Annotated in this window: 24 protein-coding genes; 14 read left to right on the top strand and 10 right to left on the bottom strand. The window is 70.3% G+C overall.

The window, feature by feature from the left end; all coding sequences use genetic code 11:
• Positions 1-245: 245 nt before the first annotated feature.
• Complete coding sequence (locus EDF47_RS02315; RefSeq protein WP_131880139.1) at positions 246-2,639, top strand: excinuclease ABC subunit UvrA; 2,394 nt, start codon at positions 246-248, stop codon at positions 2,637-2,639.
• 119 nt (positions 2,640-2,758) lie between these two features.
• Positions 2,759-3,025, top strand: coding sequence for a hypothetical protein (locus tag EDF47_RS02310; protein ID WP_123294405.1), 267 nt, complete (start codon positions 2,759-2,761; stop codon positions 3,023-3,025).
• 93 nt (positions 3,026-3,118) lie between these two features.
• On the opposite strand, the gene EDF47_RS02305 is transcribed toward EDF47_RS02310, so the two are convergent.
• Positions 3,119-4,018 (bottom strand): shikimate dehydrogenase, encoded by a 900-nt coding sequence (locus tag EDF47_RS02305; protein WP_131880137.1) that lies wholly within the window; start codon positions 4,016-4,018, stop codon positions 3,119-3,121.
• 95 nt (positions 4,019-4,113) lie between these two features.
• Between EDF47_RS02305 and EDF47_RS19690 the strand changes: the two genes are divergently transcribed.
• Together EDF47_RS19690 and EDF47_RS02300 are read left to right on the top strand one after the other, a co-directional pair.
• Complete coding sequence (locus EDF47_RS19690) at positions 4,114-4,269, top strand: hypothetical protein (RefSeq protein ID WP_159571359.1); 156 nt, start codon at positions 4,114-4,116, stop codon at positions 4,267-4,269.
• A 152-nt stretch (positions 4,270-4,421) separates the two neighbouring features.
• Positions 4,422-5,015, top strand: coding sequence for a dihydrofolate reductase family protein (locus tag EDF47_RS02300; RefSeq protein WP_133936609.1), 594 nt, complete (start codon positions 4,422-4,424; stop codon positions 5,013-5,015).
• A 5-nt stretch (positions 5,016-5,020) separates the two neighbouring features.
• Here EDF47_RS02300 and EDF47_RS02295 read toward each other — a convergent pair whose 3' ends face one another.
• Complete coding sequence (locus EDF47_RS02295; protein ID WP_133936610.1) at positions 5,021-6,052, bottom strand: alcohol dehydrogenase catalytic domain-containing protein; 1,032 nt, start codon at positions 6,050-6,052, stop codon at positions 5,021-5,023.
• 91 nt (positions 6,053-6,143) lie between these two features.
• Between EDF47_RS02295 and EDF47_RS02290 the strand changes: the two genes are divergently transcribed.
• Positions 6,144-6,593: a GNAT family N-acetyltransferase gene (locus tag EDF47_RS02290; RefSeq protein ID WP_123938006.1), complete on the top strand. Its 450-nt coding sequence runs from the start codon at positions 6,144-6,146 to the stop codon at positions 6,591-6,593.
• Between the two features lie 16 nt (positions 6,594-6,609).
• Here EDF47_RS02290 and EDF47_RS02285 read toward each other — a convergent pair whose 3' ends face one another.
• Positions 6,610-7,290: an SDR family NAD(P)-dependent oxidoreductase gene (locus tag EDF47_RS02285; protein ID WP_133936611.1), complete on the bottom strand. Its 681-nt coding sequence runs from the start codon at positions 7,288-7,290 to the stop codon at positions 6,610-6,612.
• Between the two features lie 102 nt (positions 7,291-7,392).
• On the opposite strand from EDF47_RS02285, the gene EDF47_RS02280 reads away from it, so the two are divergent.
• From EDF47_RS02280 to EDF47_RS02270, 3 genes are all read left to right on the top strand, one after another.
• The gene (locus EDF47_RS02280; RefSeq protein ID WP_133936612.1) at positions 7,393-8,229 is read left to right on the top strand and encodes a helix-turn-helix transcriptional regulator; all 837 of its coding nucleotides are present in this window, start codon (positions 7,393-7,395) and stop codon (positions 8,227-8,229) included.
• A gap of 63 nt (positions 8,230-8,292) precedes the next feature.
• Positions 8,293-8,664, top strand: coding sequence for a metalloregulator ArsR/SmtB family transcription factor (locus EDF47_RS02275; protein ID WP_131880125.1), 372 nt, complete (start codon positions 8,293-8,295; stop codon positions 8,662-8,664).
• Complete coding sequence (locus EDF47_RS02270) at positions 8,645-9,688, top strand: DMT family transporter (RefSeq protein WP_131880123.1); 1,044 nt, start codon at positions 8,645-8,647, stop codon at positions 9,686-9,688. The genes EDF47_RS02275 and EDF47_RS02270 overlap by 20 nt, the downstream gene beginning before the upstream one ends.
• 65 nt (positions 9,689-9,753) lie before the next feature.
• Here EDF47_RS02270 and EDF47_RS02265 read toward each other — a convergent pair whose 3' ends face one another.
• Entirely contained in the window at positions 9,754-10,737 is a 984-nt protein-coding gene (locus tag EDF47_RS02265) for an aldo/keto reductase (protein ID WP_131880121.1), read from the bottom strand.
• An 89-nt stretch (positions 10,738-10,826) separates the two neighbouring features.
• On the opposite strand from EDF47_RS02265, the gene EDF47_RS02260 reads away from it, so the two are divergent.
• Positions 10,827-11,285, top strand: coding sequence for a MerR family transcriptional regulator (locus tag EDF47_RS02260; RefSeq protein WP_166673173.1), 459 nt, complete (start codon positions 10,827-10,829; stop codon positions 11,283-11,285).
• On the opposite strand, the gene EDF47_RS02255 is transcribed toward EDF47_RS02260, so the two are convergent.
• Entirely contained in the window at positions 11,282-13,183 is a 1,902-nt protein-coding gene (locus EDF47_RS02255) for an ABC transporter ATP-binding protein (RefSeq protein WP_123938013.1), read from the bottom strand. The genes EDF47_RS02260 and EDF47_RS02255 overlap by 4 nt on opposite strands.
• A 31-nt stretch (positions 13,184-13,214) precedes the next feature.
• Complete coding sequence (locus tag EDF47_RS02250; protein ID WP_133936614.1) at positions 13,215-14,435, bottom strand: beta-ketoacyl-[acyl-carrier-protein] synthase family protein; 1,221 nt, start codon at positions 14,433-14,435, stop codon at positions 13,215-13,217.
• Positions 14,436-14,490: 55 nt separating this feature from the next.
• Between EDF47_RS02250 and EDF47_RS02245 the strand changes: the two genes are divergently transcribed.
• Positions 14,491-15,132, top strand: coding sequence for a TetR/AcrR family transcriptional regulator C-terminal domain-containing protein (locus tag EDF47_RS02245; protein WP_133936615.1), 642 nt, complete (start codon positions 14,491-14,493; stop codon positions 15,130-15,132).
• 23 nt (positions 15,133-15,155) lie between these two features.
• On the opposite strand, the gene dhaM is transcribed toward EDF47_RS02245, so the two are convergent.
• From dhaM to dhaK, 3 genes are all read right to left on the bottom strand, one after another.
• On the bottom strand, positions 15,156-15,878 hold the full coding sequence (dhaM, locus tag EDF47_RS02240; RefSeq protein ID WP_133936616.1) for a dihydroxyacetone kinase phosphoryl donor subunit DhaM: 723 nt from the start codon (positions 15,876-15,878) through the stop codon (positions 15,156-15,158).
• Positions 15,875-16,516, bottom strand: a complete 642-nt coding sequence (gene dhaL, locus EDF47_RS02235) for a dihydroxyacetone kinase subunit DhaL (protein WP_133936617.1) — start codon at positions 16,514-16,516, stop codon at positions 15,875-15,877. Before dhaL ends, dhaM begins: the two co-directional genes overlap by 4 nt.
• A gap of 74 nt (positions 16,517-16,590) precedes the next feature.
• The gene (gene dhaK, locus EDF47_RS02230; RefSeq protein WP_133936618.1) at positions 16,591-17,592 is read right to left on the bottom strand and encodes a dihydroxyacetone kinase subunit DhaK; all 1,002 of its coding nucleotides are present in this window, start codon (positions 17,590-17,592) and stop codon (positions 16,591-16,593) included.
• Positions 17,593-17,910: 318 nt separating this feature from the next.
• On the opposite strand from dhaK, the gene EDF47_RS02225 reads away from it, so the two are divergent.
• Together EDF47_RS02225 and glpK are read left to right on the top strand one after the other, a co-directional pair.
• A complete protein-coding gene (locus EDF47_RS02225) occupies positions 17,911-18,636 on the top strand; it encodes an MIP/aquaporin family protein (protein WP_123294418.1) in 726 nt (241 codons plus the stop codon).
• A gap of 74 nt (positions 18,637-18,710) precedes the next feature.
• Positions 18,711-20,222 carry a glycerol kinase GlpK gene (gene glpK / locus EDF47_RS02220; RefSeq protein WP_111084025.1) on the top strand — a complete coding sequence of 504 codons (1,512 nt, stop codon included), beginning with the start codon at positions 18,711-18,713 and terminating at the stop codon, positions 20,220-20,222.
• 96 nt (positions 20,223-20,318) lie between these two features.
• Here the strand turns inward: glpK and trpD are convergent, their stop codons facing one another.
• Positions 20,319-21,383 (bottom strand): anthranilate phosphoribosyltransferase, encoded by a 1,065-nt coding sequence (gene trpD / locus EDF47_RS02215; protein WP_133936619.1) that lies wholly within the window; start codon positions 21,381-21,383, stop codon positions 20,319-20,321.
• 70 nt (positions 21,384-21,453) lie between these two features.
• Between trpD and EDF47_RS02210 the strand changes: the two genes are divergently transcribed.
• Together EDF47_RS02210 and EDF47_RS02205 are read left to right on the top strand one after the other, a co-directional pair.
• Entirely contained in the window at positions 21,454-22,092 is a 639-nt protein-coding gene (locus tag EDF47_RS02210) for a heme-copper oxidase subunit III (protein ID WP_111084027.1), read from the top strand.
• Between the two features lie 21 nt (positions 22,093-22,113).
• Complete coding sequence (locus EDF47_RS02205; protein WP_123294420.1) at positions 22,114-22,923, top strand: cytochrome c; 810 nt, start codon at positions 22,114-22,116, stop codon at positions 22,921-22,923.
• Positions 22,924-22,955 lie beyond the last annotated feature (32 nt).

Raw genomic sequence — 22,955 nt, 5'->3', positions numbered from 1 at the left:
GGCCCGGTGCGGGCCTGACCCGTGCCTCCCGTCCGGTGGTGGGTTGCGTCCAACGCACGGTGCCGGGTCCGTCGGCCGGCGCGGGGTTGGTGGCGTGGTGCGCGCTCGTGACGCTGCACGGTGCGCGGAAGCGCGCACGGGGTGAGAAGGTGCGCACGGTGCGCGGAACCGCGCACCGGGTGAGCAGGCGTGCATGGTGCCGGGTTGTCTTGTCGGTGTCGGTACCCGCCGGTACGCTGATCGACATGCATACCAGTTCCGGTGACGACGCCGCCCAGAGCCGGAGCGTGCACGCCGCCGACGGCCACGACCGGATCCGCGTGCGCGGTGCCCGCGCCAACAACCTGCAGGGGATCGACGTCGACCTGCCGAAGCGTCGACTCACGGTGTTCACCGGTGTGTCCGGGTCCGGCAAGAGCTCGCTCGTGTTCGGCACCGTCGCCGCCGAGTCGCAGCGGATGATCAACGAGACGTACAGCGCCTTCGTGCAGGGCTTCATGCCGTCGCTCGCACGACCCGACGTCGACCTGCTCGACGGCCTGACCACCGCGATCGTCGTCGACCAGGAGCGCATCGGCGCCGACCCGCGGTCGACCGTCGGCACCGCCACCGATGCGAACGCGATGCTGCGGGTGCTCTTCAGCCGTCTGGGCGACCCGCACGTGGGTGGTCCGAACGCGTTCTCGTTCAACCTGGCGACGGTCACCGCCGGGGGAGCGATCACCGTGCAGAAGGGCAAGGACGCCAAGGCCGAGAAGGTCTCGTTCACCCGGCTCGGTGGCATGTGCGCCGACTGCGAGGGGCGCGGGCTCGTCAACGACATCGACCTGACGCAGCTGTTCGACGACTCGAAGGCGCTCGGCGACGGGGCGATCACGATCCCCGGCTACGGCACCGACGGGTGGAACGTCCGGATGTACGCGGAGTCCGGGTACTTCGACAAGGACACCCCGATCCGCGACTTCACCGAGCAGGAGCGCGCCGACTTCCTGTACCGCGAGCCCACGAAGCAGAAGATCGCCGGCATCAACATGACGTACGAAGGGCTCGTTCCCCGGGTGCGCCGCTCGATGCTGCAGAAGGACCGCGAGGCGATGCAGCCGCACATCCGCGCCTTCGTCGACCGTGCGGTGACCTTCACGACGTGCCCGGCGTGCGGTGGCACCCGGTTGAACGACATCGCCCGCTCGTCGAAGATCGCGGGCCGGAGCATCGCCGACGTCTGCGCGATGCAGATCACCGACGTCGTCCCGTGGCTGCGGGCCATCGACGACCCCGGCGTCGCGCCGCTGCTCGACGGCCTCCGCGACCTGCTCGAGTCGTTCGTCGAGATCGGTCTCGGCTACCTCTCGCTCGACCGCCCGACCGGCACGCTGTCCGGGGGAGAGGGGCAGCGGGTCAAGATGGTGAAGCACCTCGGGTCGTCCCTCAGCGACGTCACGTACGTCTTCGACGAGCCGAGCACCGGGTTGCACCCGCACGACATCGAGCGGATGAACGGCCTGCTGCTGCGGCTGCGCGACAAGGGCAACACCGTCCTCGTGGTCGAGCACAAGCCCGAGGTGATCGCGATCGCCGACCACGTCGTCGACCTCGGCCCGGGCGCCGGCTCCGGCGGCGGGACGCTCTGCTACCAGGGTCCGGTGCAGGGGCTGCGGGGGAGCGGGACCATCACCGGTCAGCACCTCGACGACCGCGTCTCGGTGAAGACCGCCGTCCGCCGGTGCGACGGGGCGATCGCGATCCGCGGTGCGTCGGCACACAACCTGCACGACGTCGACGTGGACGTCCCCACCGGGGTGCTCACCGTCGTGACGGGCGTCGCCGGTTCCGGCAAGAGCACGCTGATCCACGGTTCGCTCGCGCATCGCGAGGGTGTCGTGGCCATCGACCAGAGCGGGATCCGCGGCTCCCGACGCAGCAACCCGGCGACCTACACCGGGCTGCTCGAACCCATCCGCAAGGCGTTCGCGAAGGCCAACGGCGTGAAGCCCGCGCTGTTCAGCGCGAACTCCGAGGGCGCGTGCCCCGCGTGCAACGGCGCCGGTGTCGTCTACACCGACCTCGGGATGATGGCGGGCATCGCCACCCCGTGCGTGGAGTGCGACGGCAAACGGTTCGACCAGTCGGTGCTCGGGTACCAGCTCGGCGGCAAGGACATCAGCCAGGTCCTGGGCATGTCCGTCGCCGAGGCCGTGGCGTTCTTCGCCGACGGTCCTGCCGCGCTACCTGCTGCGCACACGATCCTGGCGCGCCTGGCCGACGTCGGACTCGGTTACCTGACCATCGGGCAGCCGCTCACGACGCTGTCGGGCGGAGAACGGCAGCGCCTCAAGCTCGCGACGCACCTCGGCGAGCCGGGCGGCATCGTCGTGCTCGACGAACCGACCACCGGACTGCACCTGGCGGACGTCGCCCAGCTGCTCGGGTTGCTCGACCGCTTGGTGGACTCGGGCAAGACCGTCGTGGTGATCGAGCACCACCAGGCCGTCATGGCGCACGCCGACTGGATCATCGACCTCGGGCCCGGCGCGGGGCACGACGGCGGCCGGATCGTGTTCGAGGGCACGCCCGCCGACCTCGTCGCCGCTCGCTCGACACTGACCGGCCAGCACCTGGCGACGTACGTCGGCGTCTGAAGCAGGGGACAGGTTCGTGCGCAGAACCTGAACGTTGCCGGTGCGATTCGGATAGCGTTTGATCGACGCTCACGATCGGCTACCCGGTCTGGATCGGCGTCCTGATCGAAGGAGCTCCCATGTCCAACCCCGGCAACGCGCCCGCTCAGTCCAACACCTTCGGTGTCGTCTCCCTGGTGCTCGGCATCGTCGGCGTCGTCGGCGGCATCTTCATCGCCCTGATCGGCATCATCGCCGGCATCATCGGGCTCGTGCTCGGCATCCTGGCGCGCAAGCGTGGGGGCAGCCGCGGCACCGTCCTCGCCGGCATCATCCTGTCGGCCGTCGCGATCGTCATCGGCATCGTCGGCTACATCCTGACGGCGGTCATCCTCACCCAGTCGTGATGGAGCGCGTTCGCGGGCGCACTCGGTGCGTCCGCGGGCGTGCATCGTGAGCAGAAGAGGTCGAGTCCGCCATCCGGACTCGACCTCTTCTGCTCACCCGATGGCTTCGCGCCCGGTCCGGTCACCGGCGGTTCGCCCTTCGGCGAGGAACCCGGTGAAGGCAGCGCGCACACGGTCGAGGTCCGGCTCGAGCCCGGTGATGTGTCGGAGGCTCGCGACCGCCTGCCCGACGGCCATCCAGCCACCGTCGACCACCCGGCATCCGGCCGCACGTGCCGACCGGACGAGCGGCGTCTCGAGCGGGAAGTAGACGGCGTCGGAGACCCAGGCGCCTCGGGGGAGCAGCGCGGGGTCGAAGGCCTGCCGCGGGTCGTCGTTCATGCCGAGCGGTGTCGCGTTGACGGCTCCGTCCGCCGTCGCGAGTACCTCGTCGGCATCGGTCATCGCCAGGACACGGGCGTCGACGGGGGAGTCGGTCGGTGGCTCGAGCGTCGCGACGAGCGCCTCCGTGCGGCCGACGTCCGCATCGACGACGTCGAGCCGCCGGACACCGAGTCCGACGAGCGCGTGGGCGATCGCCGAGCCGGCACCGCCGGCACCGAACTGCACGACGTGCTGCCCGGCGACCGATCCGAGGCCGCGTTCCACGGCGATCCGGAAGCCGGTCTCGTCGGTGTTGTACCCGATGCGGTGGCCGTCGCGGAACAGCACGAGGTTGACCGCACCGATCCGGGCAGCGCGCGGATCGAGCGCGTCGAGCAACGGGACGACGGCCTGCTTGCAGGGGTGCGTGACGTTGACCGCGCGGTACCCCTCGGCCTCGGCGGTGGCGAGCAGTTCCGGTAGATCGGCCGCAGTCCGGCCCACCATGTCGAGGTCGAGAAGACGGTACTCGTAGTCGAGTCCGAGCAGCCGGCCCTCTGCTTCGTGCATCAGGGGAGTCAGCGACCGCTGCAGTCCGACGCCGATCAGCCCGACGAGCGTTTGCGGCATCGTTCCTCCCGTGGCGTCGACCGGCCATCCGACAGTAGCGCGCCGTGCACGGAGCCCCGATACGTCATCAGCGCGGTGAGCGTACCGTCCGGCGCATGAGCTACAGCCAGCCAGACCCAGCCGAAGAGACCACCCAGAGCGAGACGCCGGAGCAGCCGGACACCGACCAGGAGAACCTGGAAGAACAGGGCGGTGAACCGGCGGCGCTCGAGATCGACGCCGACGACGTCCCGACGAAGCCCGTCGACTGACACTGTCGCCCGACGATGTGCTTCGTGAGCAGGAAAGGTCGGGTCCGCGCGTGGGACCCGACCTTTTCTGCTCACGAAACGCTCTGGTGCCGCTCGTACCTGTGCGCCGATAATGCATATTATGTCAACTCAGATCCGGACAGCGGCTCCCCGTGCGTGAACTCGTCCTGAAGATGTCGATGTCGTTGGACGGCTTCGTGGCCGCTCCCCGAGCTGAGTCGGACTGGATGTTCCGCGGCGGGAGTCCGGACTCGATGGCTTGGGTGCTCGACGTCGTCGCTGGTGCGGGCGTGCACGCCTTCGGCCGCAAGACCTTCGAGATCATCTCAGGTTTCTGGCCGACGGCGCCCGGGCCGATCGCCGAACCGATGAACCGGATCCCCAAGGTCGTCTTCACCACACAGCGCGACTTCGATCCACGCTCGGTGCCGGTCCCCGACCCCGACTCCCCCGCGGCGGCGACCTGGACGGGTGCACGAGTCGCAGCCGGACCGCTCGAAGCCGAGGTGACAGCGCTGAAGCAGGAGTCCGGTGGGTACGTCCTCGCGCAGGGCGGGACGGAGTTCGGTCGCAGCCTGGTCCGGGCTGGTCTGGTCGACGAGTACCGGCTAGCGGTCCTGCCCGTCGCGCTCGGGTCAGGCGATGGCGTGTTCGCCGACCTGACGGACGAGCTCGATCTCGAACTGATCAGCTCTCAGGCCTTCGCCGGCGGCGCGCTCGGACTGGTGTACCGACCGAAGCGCTGAGCAGGTCAGAAGACGGCGACGGTCATCCCGGCCGACGTGGCGGGACGGTCCATGGCGACGATCGCGCCGGGCAGGTCGTCGAAACCGATCGTCCGACCGATCGAGTCGTCCGGACGCAGTCGCCCGGTGACGACGTCGGCGAGCATCGCCGCGTACTCCCCCACGGAGATGCCGTGGCTGCCGAGCAGTTCGAGTTCATCAGCGATGACGCGGCCCATCGGGATCACCGGCTCGGCTTCGTCGTCGAGCAGCAGGCCGACCTGCACGTGACGTCCCCGAGGGCGCAGGGAAGCGACCGCTGCGACTGAGGTCGCTCGACTGCCGAAGGCGTCGATCGAGACGTGCGCGCCGCCGTCGGTGCGAGCGCGGACCGCGGCGACTGCCGCTCCGTCCATCGGCACGGTGACGGCGCCGAGTGCCGCGGCACGTTCGAGCGCCGCCGGCGAGACGTCCACCGCGACGACCTGTGCGCCCGCCGCGACCGCGACGATGATCGTCGACAGACCGACGCCGCCGCAGCCGAACACGACCACCCACTCCCCTGCGGCGACCCGACCTCGGGCGTGCAGGGCGTGGTACGCCGTCCCGAACCGGCACCCGAGCGCCGCGGCTTCGGCGAAGCCCACGGCGTCCGGGAGCGCGACCACGTTGACGTCGGCGTGCGGGATGACGACCGACTCGGCGTGGGAACCGGGCAGCGTGAATCCGGGTTGCTGCTGGCGCGTGCACACCTGGGTGGCGCCGTCGACGCACTCCGGGCACGTCCCGCAGGCGAACACGAAGGGCGCGGTCACCCGGTCACCGACCGAGACCCGGGTCACCGCGTCCCCGACGGACGTGACGACACCGGCGAACTCGTGCCCGGGGACGTGCGGCAGCGAGACGGAGTCGTCGTGCCCCTTCCAGGCGTGCCAGTCACTGCGGCACACCCCGGTGGCCGCGACCCGGACGACGACACCGTGGTCCGGTGCCACCGGATCGGGCAGGTCGACGATCGACGGGGCGGATCCGAACTGGTCGTACTGGACTGCGCGCATCCCGCCATCGTCCCAGACGGTGGTGCCGCGTTGTCCACAGGCGACGGATTGGCCGTTGCCCGACGATGGCGACCGCCGGTTCACTGGTCCCATGGACGAACCGACCGCACTGCACTTCTCCGCCGACCCCGCCGACCTCGACGTCGACCGCGTGCACCGCTGGCTCAGCGAGCAGTCGTACTGGGCGCGGGGTCGCAGTCGTGCCACCCAGGACGCGATCATCGCCGGGTCCCGCAACTTCGGCGTCTACGACACGGCGACGGGTGCGCAGCTCGGGTACGCCCGGGTGATCACCGACGGGGTGACGTTCGGCTGGCTGGCCGACGTCTTCGTCGATCCGGACGCTCGTGGCCGTGGTGTCGGCGTCGCCCTCGTGCAGGGCGTGACCGAGGCGATCGAGCCACTCGGGTTGAAGCGGTTCGCCCTGTTCACCGCGGATGCGCACGGACTGTACGAGCGGTTCGGGTTCCGTCCGCTCCCCGACCCGGAAGGCTGGATGATGCGCCCCGGGCCGGGGTTCGGCGCCGACGTGCACGACTGAGCCGGACGCCGTGACCTCAGTACTCGATGCGGCCGTCCCGGTTGTGGAACTCGCCGGTGGGCCCGTCCGGCCCGACGGTGGCGAGTGCGACGGTCGCGTCCGTGCCCTCGGTGATCGTCTGGTGGCCACCGAACCCGTTGAACTCGGTGGCGGTGTACCCGGGGTCGCTGACGTTGACGCGGAACCCCGGCAGGTTCTTCGCGTACTGCACGGTCAACGCGATCACCGCGGCCTTCGACGCGGCGTAGGGCACCGCCGGCACCGCGTACTCGTCGTGGCCCGGGGTCGTCAACCAGCGGGCGAACCCGACGCCCGAGGCGACGTTCACGATCACGGGGTGGTCGGATGCCCGCAGGAGCGGGAGCGCTGCCTGCGTGACCCGGACGATGCCGGTGACGTTGGTGTCGAGCACGGTGGCCATCGCGGCGGAGTCGAGGTCGTCGACGCCGAACGACGTCCCGAGGATGCCGGCGTTGTTCACGAGCACGTCGAGGACGGGGATGGTCGCGATCGCGGCGTCGATGCTGTCCTGGTCGGTCACGTCGAGCTGGACCACCTGGGCACCGAGGGCGCGTGCTTCGTCGCCGGTGGACGGATCGCGCATGCCGGCGTACACGGTGTGGCCCGCGTCGACCAGGCGGCGGACGGTCTCGAGCCCCAGGCTGCGGTTGGCTCCGGTGATGAGTGTCGTTGTCATGCCCCCACTCTCCGCCCGAGCGGCTGACTCCCCCAGGCACCGTGCGACGGTGGGACCAGCAGTACCAGGACGGACGGGAGGCGCGGGGCCAGGATGGTGGACATGAGCGAGTTCGCGAGTGTGTTGCGTTCCTGGCGCGACCGCGTCCGTCCCGAAGAGGTCGGCCTGCCGGCCGGGCCCGGCCGACGGACCCCGGGTCTCCGTCGCGAGGAGCTCGCCGCGCTCGCCGGGGTGAGCGTCGACTACGTCGTCCGGCTCGAGCAGGGCCGCGCGCTGAACCCCTCACCGCAGCTCCTCGGCGCGCTCGCCACGGCGCTCCGGCTCACCGCGGCCGAGCGCGACCACCTGTGCCGGGTCGCGGGCGTCGCTCCCCCGTCGCTCCAGGTCGTCCCGCGGCACATCACACCCGGGGTGCAGCGGCTCGTCGACCGGCTCGGCGACGTCCCGATCGCGGTGTTCACGGCGACGCACGACATCGTGCTGTGGAACGACCTGTGGGCTGCGCTGAACGGTGACCCGTCCCGGGCGGCCGGGATCGAGCGCAACCTGGTGTGGCGGCACTTCATGCACGCGCACGACGGTGTCGAGTGGGACGACGAGCACCAGGAGGAGTTCTCGAGCGACCTCGCAGCGGACCTCCGGCAGGCATCCGGCCGCTACCCCGCCGACCGCGACCTGGCCGAACTCGTCGCGCGGCTGCGCCGGGAGTCGCCCGAGTTCGAACGTCGCTGGGACACCGGTCGCATCGCCGAGCACCGGGCGAGCCGCAAGCAGGTGCACACGCCCGTCGGGCCGATCGAGATCGACTGCGACGTGCTGACGGTGCCGGGCGGAGACCTGCGGATCGTCGTCTACACCGCGGTTCCCGGAACTGAGGACGCCGCCAAGCTCGACCTGCTGCGCGTCACCGGCCTCCAGCAGTTCACGACGGCGTCGTAGAGCATCCAGCACCAGCACCCTGCCGGTGGAGCGTCGGCCGGGTGCGCGTGCAAGAATCTGCGCATGGATGCAGATAGTAGGTGTGGCCGACACGTCGACAGTGAGTACGTCGAGCTGGCGGTCGAGGTCTTCAGCATGCTCGCCGATGCCACGCGGGTGCGGATCGTCCTGGCGCTCTCCGACGGCGAGCTGCCCGTGAACGACCTCGCCGCGCAGGTCGGCAAGTCGCCGGCAGCGGTCTCGCAGCACCTCGCCAAGCTGCGCCTCGCCCGCGTGGTCGCGACCCGGCACGAGGGCACGCGGGTCTTCTACCGCCTCACGAACGAGCACGCTCGCCAGCTCGTGTCGGACGCGATCTTCCAGGCCGAGCACCAGCTCGACGGGACCCCCGCCCACCACCACGACGGAGCCTCTCGTGCCGACCGCCCTGCATAGTCGCGGCGTCCAAGCGGCGCTGCTCTCCGCGGTGCTCTTCGGTGCAGGGACACCCGCGGCGAAGATCCTCCTCGACACGGTCAGCCCGTTCATGCTCGCCGGACTGCTCTACACGGGTTCGGGACTCGGGCTCGGCCTCATCCGGATCGTCCGACGCGCTCCGCGCGTGCACCTCGCCAGGGACGAGCAGTTGCCCCTCGCCGGAGCGATCCTCTTCGGCGGCGTCCTCGGACCGGTCCTCCTGCTGATCGGCCTCGTGAACATGCCCGCCTCAGGGGCATCGCTGCTGCTGAACGCGGAAGGCGTGGCGACGGCACTGCTGGCCTGGTTCGTGTTCCGTGAGAACTTCGACCGCCGCATCGCCCTCGGCATGCTCGCCATCGTCGCCGGCGCCGTCGTGTTGACCGTCCCGGCCGGGATCGAGTTCGTCAGCGCCTGGCCGTCGTTGGCGATCCTCGGCGCATGCTTGTCATGGGGCATCGACAACAACCTCACGAGGAAGGTCGCCATCCACGACGCGTCCTGGCTCGCCGCCGTCAAGGGCGGTGTCGCCGGGCCCGTGAACCTGCTCCTGGCCTCCCTGCTCGGCGCGCAGCTGCCGGCCATCGGGAACGTCGTCGCCGCGATGGTGGTGGGCTTCTTCGCGTACGGCGTGAGCCTGGTGCTGTTCATCGTCGCACTCCGCCACGTCGGCACCGCCCGCGCCGGCGCGTACTACTCGGTGGCCCCCTTCTTCGGCGCCGTCCTCGCGATCGTGCTCGGCGAACCCGTGACCGTGCCCTTGGTCATCGCCGGCGTCCTCATGGCCGTCGGGATCTGGCTCCACCTCACCGAGCGACACGAGCACGAGCACACCCACGAAGCCGTGACCCACGACCACTGGCACCACCACGACGAGCACCACCAGCACGAGCACGCCGAACCCGTCGCGGTCGGCACGTGGCACCGACACACGCACACTAACGAACCGATCACCCACACCCACGAGCACTACCCCGACAGCCACCACCGCCACTCCCACTGAGGTGTCTCGGTCGACGACCGGCCGTCAGGCACCACGACGCCCCCGGCCGGCGCCGAGGGCGTCAGTCAGCCGCGATCTCGCGCCATCCCCACCTCGGTGTTCCGGGTACCGACGGCAACGCCGTGCGGTGCGGCCGCTTCGATCCGTCCGAGCTCACTCGTGGAGAGGACGACGTCGGCGGCGGCGACGTTCTCCTCGACCCGAGATGCCTTCGTGGTGCCCGGGATCGGGACGGTTCCTGCCTGGATCAGCCATGCGAGAGCGAGCTGGGCGGTGGTGACGCCCTTCTCGTCGGCGATGACCTTGAGTGCGTCGACGACGCGGAGGTTCGCATCGATGGCTTCGTCGGAGAACCGTGGGAGGTTCCGGCGGGCATCGCCCTCGGGGAGGTCGTCCTTGCGGGTGACCGCACCGGAGAGGAATCCGCGGCCGAGCGGAGAGAACGGTACGAAGCCGATCCCGAGTCCTGAGGCGGCGTCGAGGACGCCGTTGTGCTCGGCGTCGCGCTCGAACAGGCTGTACTCGGATTGGATCGCGGTGATCGGGAAGGTCGCGTGCGCTCGGCGCAGTGTTGCGGCGGAGGTCTCCGAGACGCCGATGTACCGGGCCTTCCCGGCGGTGACCGCGTCGCTCATCGCCCCGATGGTGTCCTCGATCGGGACGTTCGGGTCGGCACGGTGCAGGTACCAGAGGTCGACGTGGTCGGTTCCGAGGTGCCTGAGGGAGCGGTCGATCGCGCGACGGGCATGCTCCGGGGAGCCGTCGAGGCCGATCGGTGTGCCGTCATCCGTGAAGTCCGTCGCGAACTTCGACGCGACGACCACCCGGTCACGGTCAGCGCCGAGGGCCCGTCCGACCAGCCGCTCGTTCTCGAACGGCCCGTACGCCTCAGCCGTGTCGAACAGCGTGATCCCGAGGTCGAGCGCCCGGCGGATGGTCTCGACCGAGCCGGACTCGGTCGCGCCGCCGTAGAACGCGCTCATCCCCATGCACCCGAGCCCCATCGCGGACGTGACGAGGCCCTGAGAGCCGAGAGGAATCTGCTGCATGCGTGTGCTCCGTTCGCCGCCGGATCGTTCCGGACAACCTGACCTTCCACCCTGGTGCGCACACCATGTCAAGCGCGGTACTCGATCCCGTGCTCCTTCCCGAAGTCCGCGTCGACGAGCCCGTCACGATCAGCGCCGCCGCAGGCCTGCTCGGCATCACCGTCGACACCGTCCGCTACTACGAGAAGGAAGGCATCGCGCCGGCTCCTGATCGTGGGCAGGACGGGTGGCGCCGCTACGACACGGCTGCGCTGAGCTGGCTCGCCGGGACGGTGATGCTCCGCGGTACGGGGATGAGCGTGCAGGAGATGCGCGAGTACGCGGCCGCGTACCGGGCCGGCGCCGACGATGCCGAGCGTCTTGCGCTCCTCGAACGACACCATGCGACCGTCCTCGCCCGGCAGGCCGAAGTCCAGCGGCACCTGGCCGCGCTGGAACGGAAGATCGACGCGTACCGCCGGACCATCGCTGCAAGGCGGCCCGAGACCGCGGAATCGACGGGTCCTTCGATGAGCGGTCGGAGCCATCCGGCACAGGCGGAAGGCTAGCTCCCCCGGAGCGCTTCCTCGTCCGCCGCGACGTCCTTCTGCACCGCGAACTGGGTCCGGTGCAACTCCTCGTACCGTCCGCCGACGGCCAGCAGTTCCTCGTGGGTCCCACGCTCGACGATCGAACCGTCCTCGACCACCAGGATCAGGTCCGCGCTGCGGATGGTCGACAGTCGGTGGGCGATCACCATCGCCGTCCGCCCCTCGAGCGCCTCGCTGAGCGCAGCCTGCACGGCCGCCTCGGATGTCGAGTCCAGCGCCGCGGTGGCCTCGTCGAGGATGACGACGCGCGGCTGGGCGAGCAGGAGCCTGGCGATGGTCATCCGCTGGCGCTCGCCGCCGGACAGCCGGTAGCCGCGCTCGCCGACCATCGTGTCCAGCTGGTCCGGCAGGGAGCGGATGAGCGGTTCGAGCCGCGCGCGCCGGACGGCGTCCCACACTTCGTCCTCGGTCGCCTCGGGCCGTGCGAGGCGCAGGTTGGAGCGGATGGTCTCGTGGAACAGGTGGCCGTCCTGCGTCACCATCCCCATGGTGTGTCGCATGGAGGCGAACGTGACGTCGCGGACGTCCGACCCGGCGAGTCGTACGGCGCCGCTGTCGACGTCGTACAGGCGGGAGAGCAGCTGCGCGATCGTGGACTTGCCCGCTCCGGAGGTGCCCACGAGGGCCACGGTCTGCCCCGGCTCGATCCGGAACGAGACACCGTGCAACACCTCGTCACCGCCGCGGGTGTCCAGCGTGGAGACCTCCTCGAGCGAGGCGAGGGACACCTTGTCCGCCGAGGGGTACGCGAAGCGGACGTCGTCGAACTCGACCGCCACCGGGCCGTCGGGGACGGTGCCGGCGTCGGGCTTCTCCTGGATGAGCGGTTCGAGGTCGAGGACCTCGAAGACGCGCTCGAAGCTGACCACCGCGCTCATGATCTCCACCCGGGCGTTCGCGAGGCTGGTCAGCGGCGCGTACAGGCGGGTGAGCAGGAGGGCCAGCGTCACCACGTCGCCCGTGTTCAGCTGGCCACCGAGTGCGAGGGCGCCGCCGACCCCGTAGACGAGCGCGAGGGCGAGCGCGGAGACCAGGGTGAGGGCGGTCACGAAGACGAACTGCAGCAGGGCACTCCGCACCCCGATGTCGCGGACGCGGGCGGCGCGCACCCGGAACTCCTCTGCTTCCTCGTCGGGCCGGCCGAACAGCTTCACGAGGGTGGCGCCCGGCGCGGAGAAGCGCTCGGTCATCTGCGTGCTCATGGCGGCGTTATGGTCGGCGGCCTCGCGACGCAGCGCGGCGAGGCGGCTGCCCATGCGCCGCGCAGGCACGAGGAAGATCGGGAGCATGACGATCGCCAGGACCGTCACGAGCCAGGACGTGCTGAGCATGACGGTCAGGGTGAGGATCAGCGCCACGAGGTTCGTGACCACGCCGGACAGCGTGCCGCTGAAGGCCTGCTGCGCGCCGATCACGTCGTTGTTGAGGCGGCTGACGAGGGCACCCGTGCGTGTGCGGGTGAAGAAGGCGATCGGCATCTTCTGCACGTGGTTGAAGACGGCGGTCCGGAGGTCTAGGATCACGCCTTCGCCGATGCGTGCGGAGAACCAGCGCGTGGCGAGCGACACGCCTGCGTCGCCCACGGCGACCAGGGCGATGACGACCGCGAGCCAGGTGATCGTGCTGAGCGCGCCCCGGGCGACGATGACGTCGACCACCCGGCCGGCGAGCACCGGTGTCGCGACCGCGAGGACCGCGCCCACGACGGAGAGGACGATGAAGACCACCAGCTTGGCCCGGTAGGGCACTGCGAACGTCATGATCCGCCGCACCGACTCGCGCGAGATGCCGTGCTTGCCGTCCTTGGCGGTCGAGATCTTGTACAGCGAGCTCCAGGCCACGCCTTCCATGCTCATGGCAGTCAGGATACGTCGGTCCCCGTGCGCCTCAGACCGCGGTGAACACCAACGAGGCGTTCTGCCCACCGAACCCGAACGAGTTGTTCAGCGCCGCACGCATGGTCGCGGTCCGAGCCGTCCCCGCCACCACGTCCAGGTCGATCGCCGGGTCCTGGTGCTGCAGGTTCAGCGTCGGCGGCACGACCCCGGTCTCGAGCGCCCGGACCGTCAGGATCGCCTCGACCGCTCCCGCCGCGCCGAACATGTGCCCGATGGCGCTCTTCGGCGCGGTGACGAGTGCACCGGTCCCGAGAGCGCGACCGATCGCCGCTGCCTCACCGACGTCCCCGACCGGGGTCCCGGTCGCGTGCGCGTTGACGTGGTCGATGTCCGCACCGGTGAGCCCGGCCATCCGGATCGCCGCCGTCATCGCGCGCTCCTGCTCGCTGCCGTCCCCGAGCGGGGCGGTGATGTGGAACGCGTCCGACGTGATCCCCCACCCGGCGAGCGTCCCGTGCGACCGCTGTGCGCGGGCGGCGGCGTGCCCGGCCCGTTCCAGGACGACGAACCCGGCGCCCTCGCCGAGCACGAACCCGCGGCGGTCGGCGTCGAACGGTCGCGACAACGTGGTGGGGTCGTCACCGTCGGGCTTCGCGAGGGCCTGGGACTGCGCGAACGAGGCCATGGTGACCGGGGTGACCGCCGCTTCGGTGCCGCCCGCGATGACGACGTCGGCCTCCCCCGTGACGATGAGCCGCGCGGCCGTCGCGATCGCCTCGGCACCGGACGCGCACGCCGAGACGGTCGTGTACGCACCGGCGCGGGCGCCGTACTCGATGCTGATCTGCGCCGCGGCCCCGTTGGCCATGAGCATCGGGACGGTCCGGGGCGACACCCGACGCGCGCCCGAGGCGCCGAGCACGTCGTGTGCATCGAGCAACGTCTCCACTCCCCCGATGCCGGTCCCGACGACGACGGCCAGGCGGTGGCCTTCCACCGCGGGCGCGCCGGCGTCGGCCCAGGCCTCGCCGGCGGCGACGAGCGCGAGTTGCTGGCTGCGGTCGAGTCGGTTCGCCCGGACGCGACCGAGTACGGACTCGGCGTCGAGCGCTGCGTCGGCGCCGACCATGATCGGCACCCGTTCCCAGAGCTGCCCGTCGCGGTGCAGCTCGTGCACGCCGGAGCGTCCGGCGACCAGGGCGTCCCACAGCGGCGCGACGCCGTGGCCGAACGGGGAGACCGCGCCGTAGCCGGTGATGGAGATGTCCACGAGTGCTCCTTCTTGTACGTTGAACAAGTGGAGTTGTACCACGTACAATTCGGAGATGGCAACCACCGACGGCACCGGGACGACCCGCGGCGCAGCGACCCGGGCGAGGATCCTCGCCGCGACCGCCGGACTCCTCAGCGCAGGGGCAGCCGGTGGCGCGGGCGGAGCGAGCACCGCACGCGCCGGTGACGCGGGCGGAGCGAGCACCGCACGCCACGCCGCCACCGTCAGCGAGATCGCCCGTGCGGCCGGGGTCTACCCGAACCAGATCACGCACCACTACGGCTCGAAGGACCGCCTCGTCCTCGACGCCGCCTTCGCGCTCTTCCTCCGCGACACCACGCGCCTGCAGGCAGCCGGTCGGCGCGCCGGGTCCGCCGACGCGTTCCGTCAGGTGCTCGCACGCACCGCGCTCGCCATGCCGTCGACACTCCTCGTCGTGCGCGCGCTGGCCGCCGCCGGTGACGACGACGCCCAGCGGGAGCGCGTGCGACTCCTGCTCGCAGTCCTGTTCCGGCAGTCGGAGCGCTACCTCGAGCGCGTCGTCGCCGAGCACGGCTGGACGAGTCCGAGCGGTGTCGGCCGTGATGCCCGGACGTTCTGGAGCGCGGTGTTCGGCGCGACGCTCCTGGCCGACGCGGGCGTGACCGGCGGGCCGTCGGACCTCGACCTGGCCGGCACGGTGTCCATCCGCTGAGCGCGGGAGACGAGCCGCGACGCCTACTCGCCGAAGCCGCTCCGCACCAGCTCCACCAGTGCGTCGACCGCGACCTGCGCATCGGTCCCGCTCGCCTCGATCGACACGGTGGCGCCCTTCGGGAGCGCCAACGCCATGATCGCCAGCAGGCTCTTCGCGTCCACGCCGTTCACGCGCACCGCTGCGTCGTACTTGGCTGCCGTCTTCACGAACTCCGCCGCGGGGCGGGCGTGCAGGCCGGTCTCGTTCACCAGTTCGACGCTCTCGGACGCGGCCACGTCGTCGACGCTGGCCGCCCCGTCACCCGGCCCCGTGCCTCCCGGCTGGTCACCGGACGGACGGGAGGCGCTGCTCGCGTCGTCCGCGGACCCTGCGGCGGACGCCGCGGCAGCGAGCACTGCCTCGGCGTCACCACCCGTCTGGGCCGCGACGGCCGCGGCGACCGCGCCCTCGACGAGGGGAGCCTGCGAGACGTGCACGCGTGCGCGGACGTCGTCGTCGAGGAAGTCGAGCGCCGTGTCGGTGGTCAGGTAGGCCGAACCGAGGTCGCACAGGACCACGACGGCGTCGGCGTCGGCGAGCTCCTCGATGCCGGCGGTGATCGCCTCGAACGACGTGCCGATGCCGCCGTCGTCGGTCCCACCGGCAGCGACGAGCGGTACGTCGGCCGCCATCTGTCGGGCGAGTTCGACGGTGCCGGAGGCGATCGCGGCGCTGTGCGAGACGATCAGGATGCCGACGGTCACGCGGCGGAACCCGTCGTCGCGTCCACCGCGGCGCGCAGGATGTACGCCGTCGACTGCGCACCCGGGTCGCGGTGCCCGACGGCACGTTCGCCGAGGTAGCTCGCACGCCCCTTGTGGGCGACGAGCGGTTCGGTGGCCTCGGCGCCCGAGGCGGCGGCGTCGGCCGCGGCGGCGAGCACCGCTGCCGGGTCGTCACCGGCGGCGGCGGCAGCGGTGGCGGCGTCGACCGCGGGGGTCCAGGCGTCCACCATCGTCTTGTCGCCGACGGCGGCCTTGCCGCGCGAGACCACGCCGTCGCGGGCTGCGGCGAGCACGGCGACGAGCGTGTCGGCGTCGAGCTCGGTCGCGTCGCCAGCAGCCTGGGCTGCCTTCAGGTACGCGGTGCCGAACAGCGGGCCGGCGGCGCCGCCGACGGTCGAGATGAGCTTCGTCGCGACCGTCTTGAGCACGGCGCCGGGCGTGTCGAAGGACCCGCCGTCGATGGCCTCGAGCACGGCGCGGAAACCGCGGTCGAGGTTCTCGCCGTGGTCCCCGTCACCGATCTCGCGGTCGAGTGTGACGAGTTCGGCCCGGTGTTCGTCGATCGTCGCAGCGGTGCGACGGACCCAGTCGATGGCCCATTCGGTGTCGAGCGCCAATGCGGTTCCCTTCGTGTTCCCGGCCCGGTGGGCTCGGTGTCGTGGTCGGTGGTCGAGCGGTCGATGTCGGCTGCTCAGCGACCCCAGCGCAGTGCTGGGGTCTCCACCGGTGCGTCCCAGAGTGCCGTGAGTTCCTCGTCGAGCACCGTGACGGTGATCGAGAACCCCTGCATCTCGAGGGACGTGACGTAGTCGCCGACCAAACTACGCGTGACGTCGTACCCGCGGTCCGTCAGCACCTCGGCGGCGCGGCGGTAGGCGATGTACAGCTCGGACAGCGGCGTGCCGCCCATGCCGTTGACGAGCAGGAGCAGCTTCGAGCCGGCCGGGGCGTCGAGGTCGGTCAGGATCGGTTCGAGCACACGGTCGACGAGCTGGTCGGCCGGTGCCATCGGGATGCGCTCGCGCCCGGGCTCGCCGTGGATGCCGATGCCGAGTTCGACCTCGTCGTCGGCGAGCGTGAAGGACGGCTCCCCCGCGTGCGGCACGGTGCCGGACGCCAGGGCCAGGCCCATCGACCGCGTGACGTCGTTGACGTGGCGGGCGATCGCGGCGACGGCGTCGAGGTCGTCACCGCGCTCGGCCGCGGCACCGGCGCACTTCTCGACGACCACGGTGCCGGCCACGCCGCGGCGACCGGCGGTGTAGAGCGAGTCCTGCACGGCGACGTCGTCGTCGACCACGACGGCCTCGACGCGGATGTCGTCCATCTCGGCGAGCTCGGCGGCGGTCTCGAAGTTCAGGACGTCGCCGGTGTAGTTCTTCACGATGTGCAGGACGCCCGCGCCGCCGTCGACGGCCTTGGTGGCCGCGACGATCGGGTCGGGGGTCGGACTCGTGAACACCGGGCCCGGGACGGCGGCGTCGAGCATGCCGTACCCGACGAAGCCCGCGTGCAGCGGCTCGTGTCCGCTGCCGCCGCCACTGACGATGCCGACCTTGCCGGCGACGGGTGCGTCGGAGCGGTGCAGGTGGATCGGGTCCTCGACCAGGACGACGTGTCCGGCGTGTGCCCGGGCGAATCCCCGGACGGTCTCGTCGACCACGGCCTGCGGGTCGTTGATGAGCTTCTTCATGCGCGTGCCTCCACGGGTACGGGGCCGAGCCGAGGCGAACTGCACACCGCCGTCGTCGACCGGAGTGCGCCCAATCTACATCCGACGCCCGGGCGCTCGTTCGTCCGGTCTGCACGTTCGTGCAGTGCGACGGGGACGCGTCACCGGCTCGCGATCCCCCGCAGCGCACGCCGGTTGCACGTTCGTGCACGATCCCGGACTTCCCTCAGGAATTCATCGCCGCGTCGTTCGCCTCGTCACTAGGCTCGGCCTCAATCACTCAACGGGGAGTGCGGCGCAGCACCACCGGACCCCCACCTCACGCACTGGAGGTCACCGATGGACGACATCGGCGTCAAGTTCCTGTCCGAGCTCGTCGGTACAGCGATGCTCATCATCCTGGGTGGCGGTGTCGTCGCCGCCGTCTCCCTCACGAAGTCGAAGGGCTTCGGGGCCGGCTTCCTCATGGTCACGATCGGTTGGGGCTTCGCGGTCTTCGCCGGCGTCCTCGTGTCCTACAAGTCGGGCGGCCAGCTCAACCCGGCCGTCAGCCTCGCCCAGGCCATCCTCGGCAACATCAGTGTCGGCACGATGCTCATCTACTGGCTCGCGCAGATGATCGGCGCGGTCATCGGTGCCGTCATCGTCTGGCTCGCCTACAAGCAGCACTTCGACGAGGAGCCCGACGCCGCTGCGAAGCTCGGCGTCTTCTCCACCGGCCCCGCGATCCGGTCGTACGGCTGGAACGTCGTGACCGAGATCATCGGCACCTTCGTGCTCGTCTTCGTCATCCTCGCGATGACGAACGGCAAGGCACCTGCCGAACTCGGCGCCGTCCCCGTCGCCTTCCTCGTGATCGCGATCGGTGTCAGCCTCGGTGGCCCGACCGGCTACGCCATCAACCCGGCCCGTGACCTCGGCCCGCGCATCGCCCACGCCTTCCTGCCCATCAAGGGCAAGGGCTCGAGCGACTGGTCGTACGCCTGGGTGCCGGTCGTCGGACCGCTCGTCGGCGGTGCACTCGCCGCCGTGCTGTCGCTCGCGCTGCTGCCCGTCGTCAGCTGAACCAACCCAACCCCGGGGTGAGCGGCCCGCGATCGCGGGCCGCCCACCGCACCGAACACCCGTAAGGAGCACCAATGGCCGACTACATCGTCGCCATCGACCAGGGCACGACCTCCACCCGAGCGATCGTCTTCGATCACTCCGGCTCGATCATCTCGACCGGGCAGAAGGAGCACGAGCAGATCTTCCCGCGCGCCGGGTGGGTCGAGCACGACCCCGCCGAGATCTGGGACAACACCCGCGAGGTGATCGGTCAGGCACTGTCGCGTGCCGACATCACGCGTCACGACGTCGCCGCCGTGGGCATCACCAACCAGCGCGAGACCGCCGTCGTCTGGGACAAGACCACCGGCAAGCCGATCTACAACGCGATCGTCTGGCAGGACACCCGCACGCAGTCGATCGTCGACAAGCTCGCCGACGGTGACACCGACCGCTACAAGGCCATCGTCGGCCTCCCGCTCGCGACGTACTTCGCCGGCACCAAGATCATGTGGATCCTCGAGAACGTCGAGGGTGCGCGTGAGAAGGCCGAGGCCGGGGACCTGCTCTTCGGCACCACCGACACCTGGGTCCTCTGGAACCTGACCGGTGGCGTCGACGGCGGCGTCCACAAGACCGACGTCACGAACGCGTCCCGCACGCTGTTCATGGACCTCGAGACGCTCCAGTGGCGCGACGACATCCTCGCCGATTTCGGTGTGCCGAAGTCGATGCTCCCCGAGATCGTCAGCTCCTCCGAGGTCTACGGCCACGTCGAGTCGTCCAACCTGCTCCGCGAGGTCCCGATCGCGGGCATCCTCGGCGACCAGCAGGCCGCGACCTTCGGCCAGGCGGCGTTCGACCAGGGCGAGTCGAAGAACACCTACGGCACCGGCAACTTCCTCATCTTCAACACCGGTACCGAGATCGTCCGCTCCGAGAACGGCCTGCTCACCACCGTCGGCTACAAGCTCGGCGACCAGGAGACGCACTACGCACTCGAGGGCTCGATCGCCGTCACGGGTTCGCTCATCCAGTGGCTCCGTGACAACCTCGGTCTCATCGGCAGTGCGCCGGAGGTCGAGGCACTGGCCAAGACCGTCGAGGACAACGGCGGCGTGTACTTCGTGCCGGCGTTCTCCGGGCTCTTCGCGCCGTACTGGCGTCCGGATGCTCGCGGAGCCATCGTCGGCCTGACCCGCTACGTCAACAAGGGGCACATCGCACGTGCGGCCCTCGAGGCGACGGCGCTGCAGACCCGCGAGGTCCTCGACGCGGTGAACGCCGACTCGGGCGTGGACCTGACCGAGCTCAAGGTCGACGGCGGCATGACCGCCAACAACGAGCTCATGCAGTTCCAGGCCGACATCCTCAACGTGCCGGTGGTGCGTCCGGTCGTCGCCGAGACGACGGCGCTCGGCGCGGCCTACGCGGCCGGTCTCGCGGTGGGCTTCTGGGCCAACCTCGACGAGCTCCGTGCCAACTGGCAGGAGGACAAGCGTTGGGAGCCGCAGCTCGACGCTGCGGAGCGCGAGCGCACGCTCCGTCTCTGGAAGAAGGCCGTCACGAAGACCTTCGACTGGGTCGACGAGGACGTCCAGTAGCGACGCACGCGCACGCTGACCGCGTGCACTGAACGCACCGACGGGAGGCCCGGTGCCGGTTCCAGGAACCGGCACCGGGCCTCCCGTCGGTTGCGTCTACTCCGCGTCGGTCGCGGTCGGGACCGCGATCCAGTCCGCCAGCTTGCGGGTACCGGCGCCGGAGTCGATCGCCTCGGCCGCGACCGCGAGCTGCTCGCGGAAGCGCTGCAGGATCGGTCGGTCGGACTCGGCCGGGTCCTGCGCCAGACGGAAGGAGACCAGTCCCGCTGCGGCGTTGAGCAACACGATGTCGCGTACCGGGCCCGTCTCCCCCGACAGCACGCGGTGCACGACGGCCGCGTTGTGCTCGGGGTCGCCACCGAGGAGGTCCTCGGTGCGTGCACGTGCGATGCCGAGGTCGCGCGGGTCGAGGTCGTGCTCGATGATGCGCCCGCCGGTGACCTCCCAGATGTGGCTGTGGCCGGTGGTGGTGAGCTCGTCGAGGCCGTCGTCCCCGCGGAACACCAGGGCGGTCGCGCCGCGGGTCTGGAACACGCCCGTGATGATCGGCACGAGGTCGAGCTGCGCGACGCCGACGGCGTTCGCTTCGCACCGTGCGGGGTTGACGAGCGGCCCGAGGAAGTTGAACACCGTGGGCACGCCGATCTCGCGGCGGACCGGCCCGGCGTGCGCGAAGCCCGGGTGGAACGCGTTCGCGAACGCGAAGGTCAGTCCGACACGCCGGAAGGTGTCCGCGACACGCGCGGCGTCCATCGTGAGATCGAGCCCGAGTGCGGCGAGCACGTCGCTCGAACCGGACTTCGACGAGCTCGCCTTGTTGCCGTGCTTCACGACGGGCACCCCGGCGGCGGCGATGACGATCGCCGCCATCGTCGAGACGTTCACGGTGCCGACGACGTCCCCACCCGTGCCGACGATGTCCAACGCCATCGGGTCGACGTCCAGCGGAACGGCGGCGTCGAGGATCGCGTCGCGGAACCCGACCACCTCGTCGACGGTCTCGCCCTTCGCGCGGAGCGTCACGGCGAACGCGGCGATCTGTGCCTGGGTGGCGCGCCCGTGCACGATCTCCTCCATGGCCCATGTGGATTGCCTGATCGTCAGGTCCTCGCGCGCCATGAGCGCGCTGATCACTGCAGGCCAAGAGAGTGCGTCAGGCATGGCTCGATCGTAGTGAATTCGAGAGACCCGCCAGTCTCCTGCGAAAACACTGTCTGGGGTTTCGGCCATAATGGAGGACGTGACTAGCACCCCTCTCTCCAGATCCGCCAGCGGTCCGGCCCTGAACAGGCCGAACGCCGTTGCCGTGGGGACGATCGTGTGGCTGGGCAGCGAGGTCATGTTCTTCGCCGGCCTGTTCGCGATCTACTTCACGCTGCGCAGCACGTCCCCCGAGCTGTGGGCGGCCGAAACCTCCAAGCTCGAGGTGCCCTTCGCCTCGGTGAACACGATCATCCTGGTGCTGTCCAGCTTCGCGTGCCAGTTCGCCGTGTTCGCTGCAGAGCGCTTCCAGGTGCACCGCACGAGCTGGAACCCGCGCCACTGGGGCATGACGGAGTGGTTCTTCGTCACCTACGCGATGGGCGCGATCTTCGTCTGCGGCCAGATCTTCGAGTACGCCAACCTCTGGCACGAGGGCGTCACGCTCTCCTCCAGCGCCTACGGCTCGGCCTTCTACATGACGACCGGGTTCCACGGCCTCCACGTCACGGGTGGCCTCATCGCCTTCCTGCTGACGCTCGGCCGCGGCTTCGCCGCGAAGAACTTCGGTCACAAGGAAGCGACCACCGCCATCGTCGTGTCGTACTACTGGCACTTCGTCGACGTCGTGTGGATCTTCCTCTTCGCCGTCATCTACCTTCTCAAGTAGGAACTGGACACCCCCGAGCACATGTTCAACAGAACCAAGACCAAGAAGGGCCGCCGTTCACCGATGGCGACCGTCTCGCTCATCGTCGTGGGCCTCATGACCACCGGCGGTGCGTACGCGCTCTTCAGCTCCACGGCCAACGCCGACGACAGCACGAGCACCGTCGCGGCGACCAGCCAGTCGAAGGTGAACGAGGGCCAGAAGCTCTTCGCCTCGAACTGCGCGACCTGCCACGGCCTCTCCGCCCAGGGCACGAGCGAGGGTCCGTCCCTCATCGGTGTCGGCGCCGCCTCGGTCGACTTCCAGGTCGGCACCGGCCGCATGCCGATGGCCGCCCAGGGTCCGCAGGCCGAAGAGAAGCCCGCGCAGTTCACGGACGAGCAGGTCGACGCCCTCGCCGAGTACGTCGCCTCGCTGGGCCCCGGCCCGGCCGTCCCGTCCACCGAGCTCACCAACGGTGAGGACGGCGACGCGGCCGAGGGTGCCGAGCTCTTCCGGATCAACTGCGCCATGTGCCACAACGTGGCCGGCGCCGGTGGTGCGCTGACCGAGGGCAAGTACGCACCGAACCTGTCGACGGTCTCCGGCAAGCACATCTACGAGGCGATGCAGACCGGCCCGCAGAACATGCCGGTCTTCAACGACCTGAACCTCACGCCGGAGCAGAAGGCCGACATCATCACGTACCTCAAGTACGTGCAGGACAACAAGTCGCCCGGCGGGTTCGCACTCGGCTCCCTGGGCCCGGTGGCCGAGGGTCTGTTCATCTGGATCTTCGGACTCGGCGCGGTCGTCGCGATGACCGTCTGGCTGACCGCGAAGTCCAACTGATCGTCCGTGTCGAACGACACTGAAGGGAACAC

It is taken from the genome of Curtobacterium sp. PhB190 (genome assembly GCF_004365385.1).
Taxonomy (GTDB): domain Bacteria; phylum Actinomycetota; class Actinomycetes; order Actinomycetales; family Microbacteriaceae; genus Curtobacterium.
This window is presented reverse-complemented; position numbering and strand designations above follow the sequence as displayed.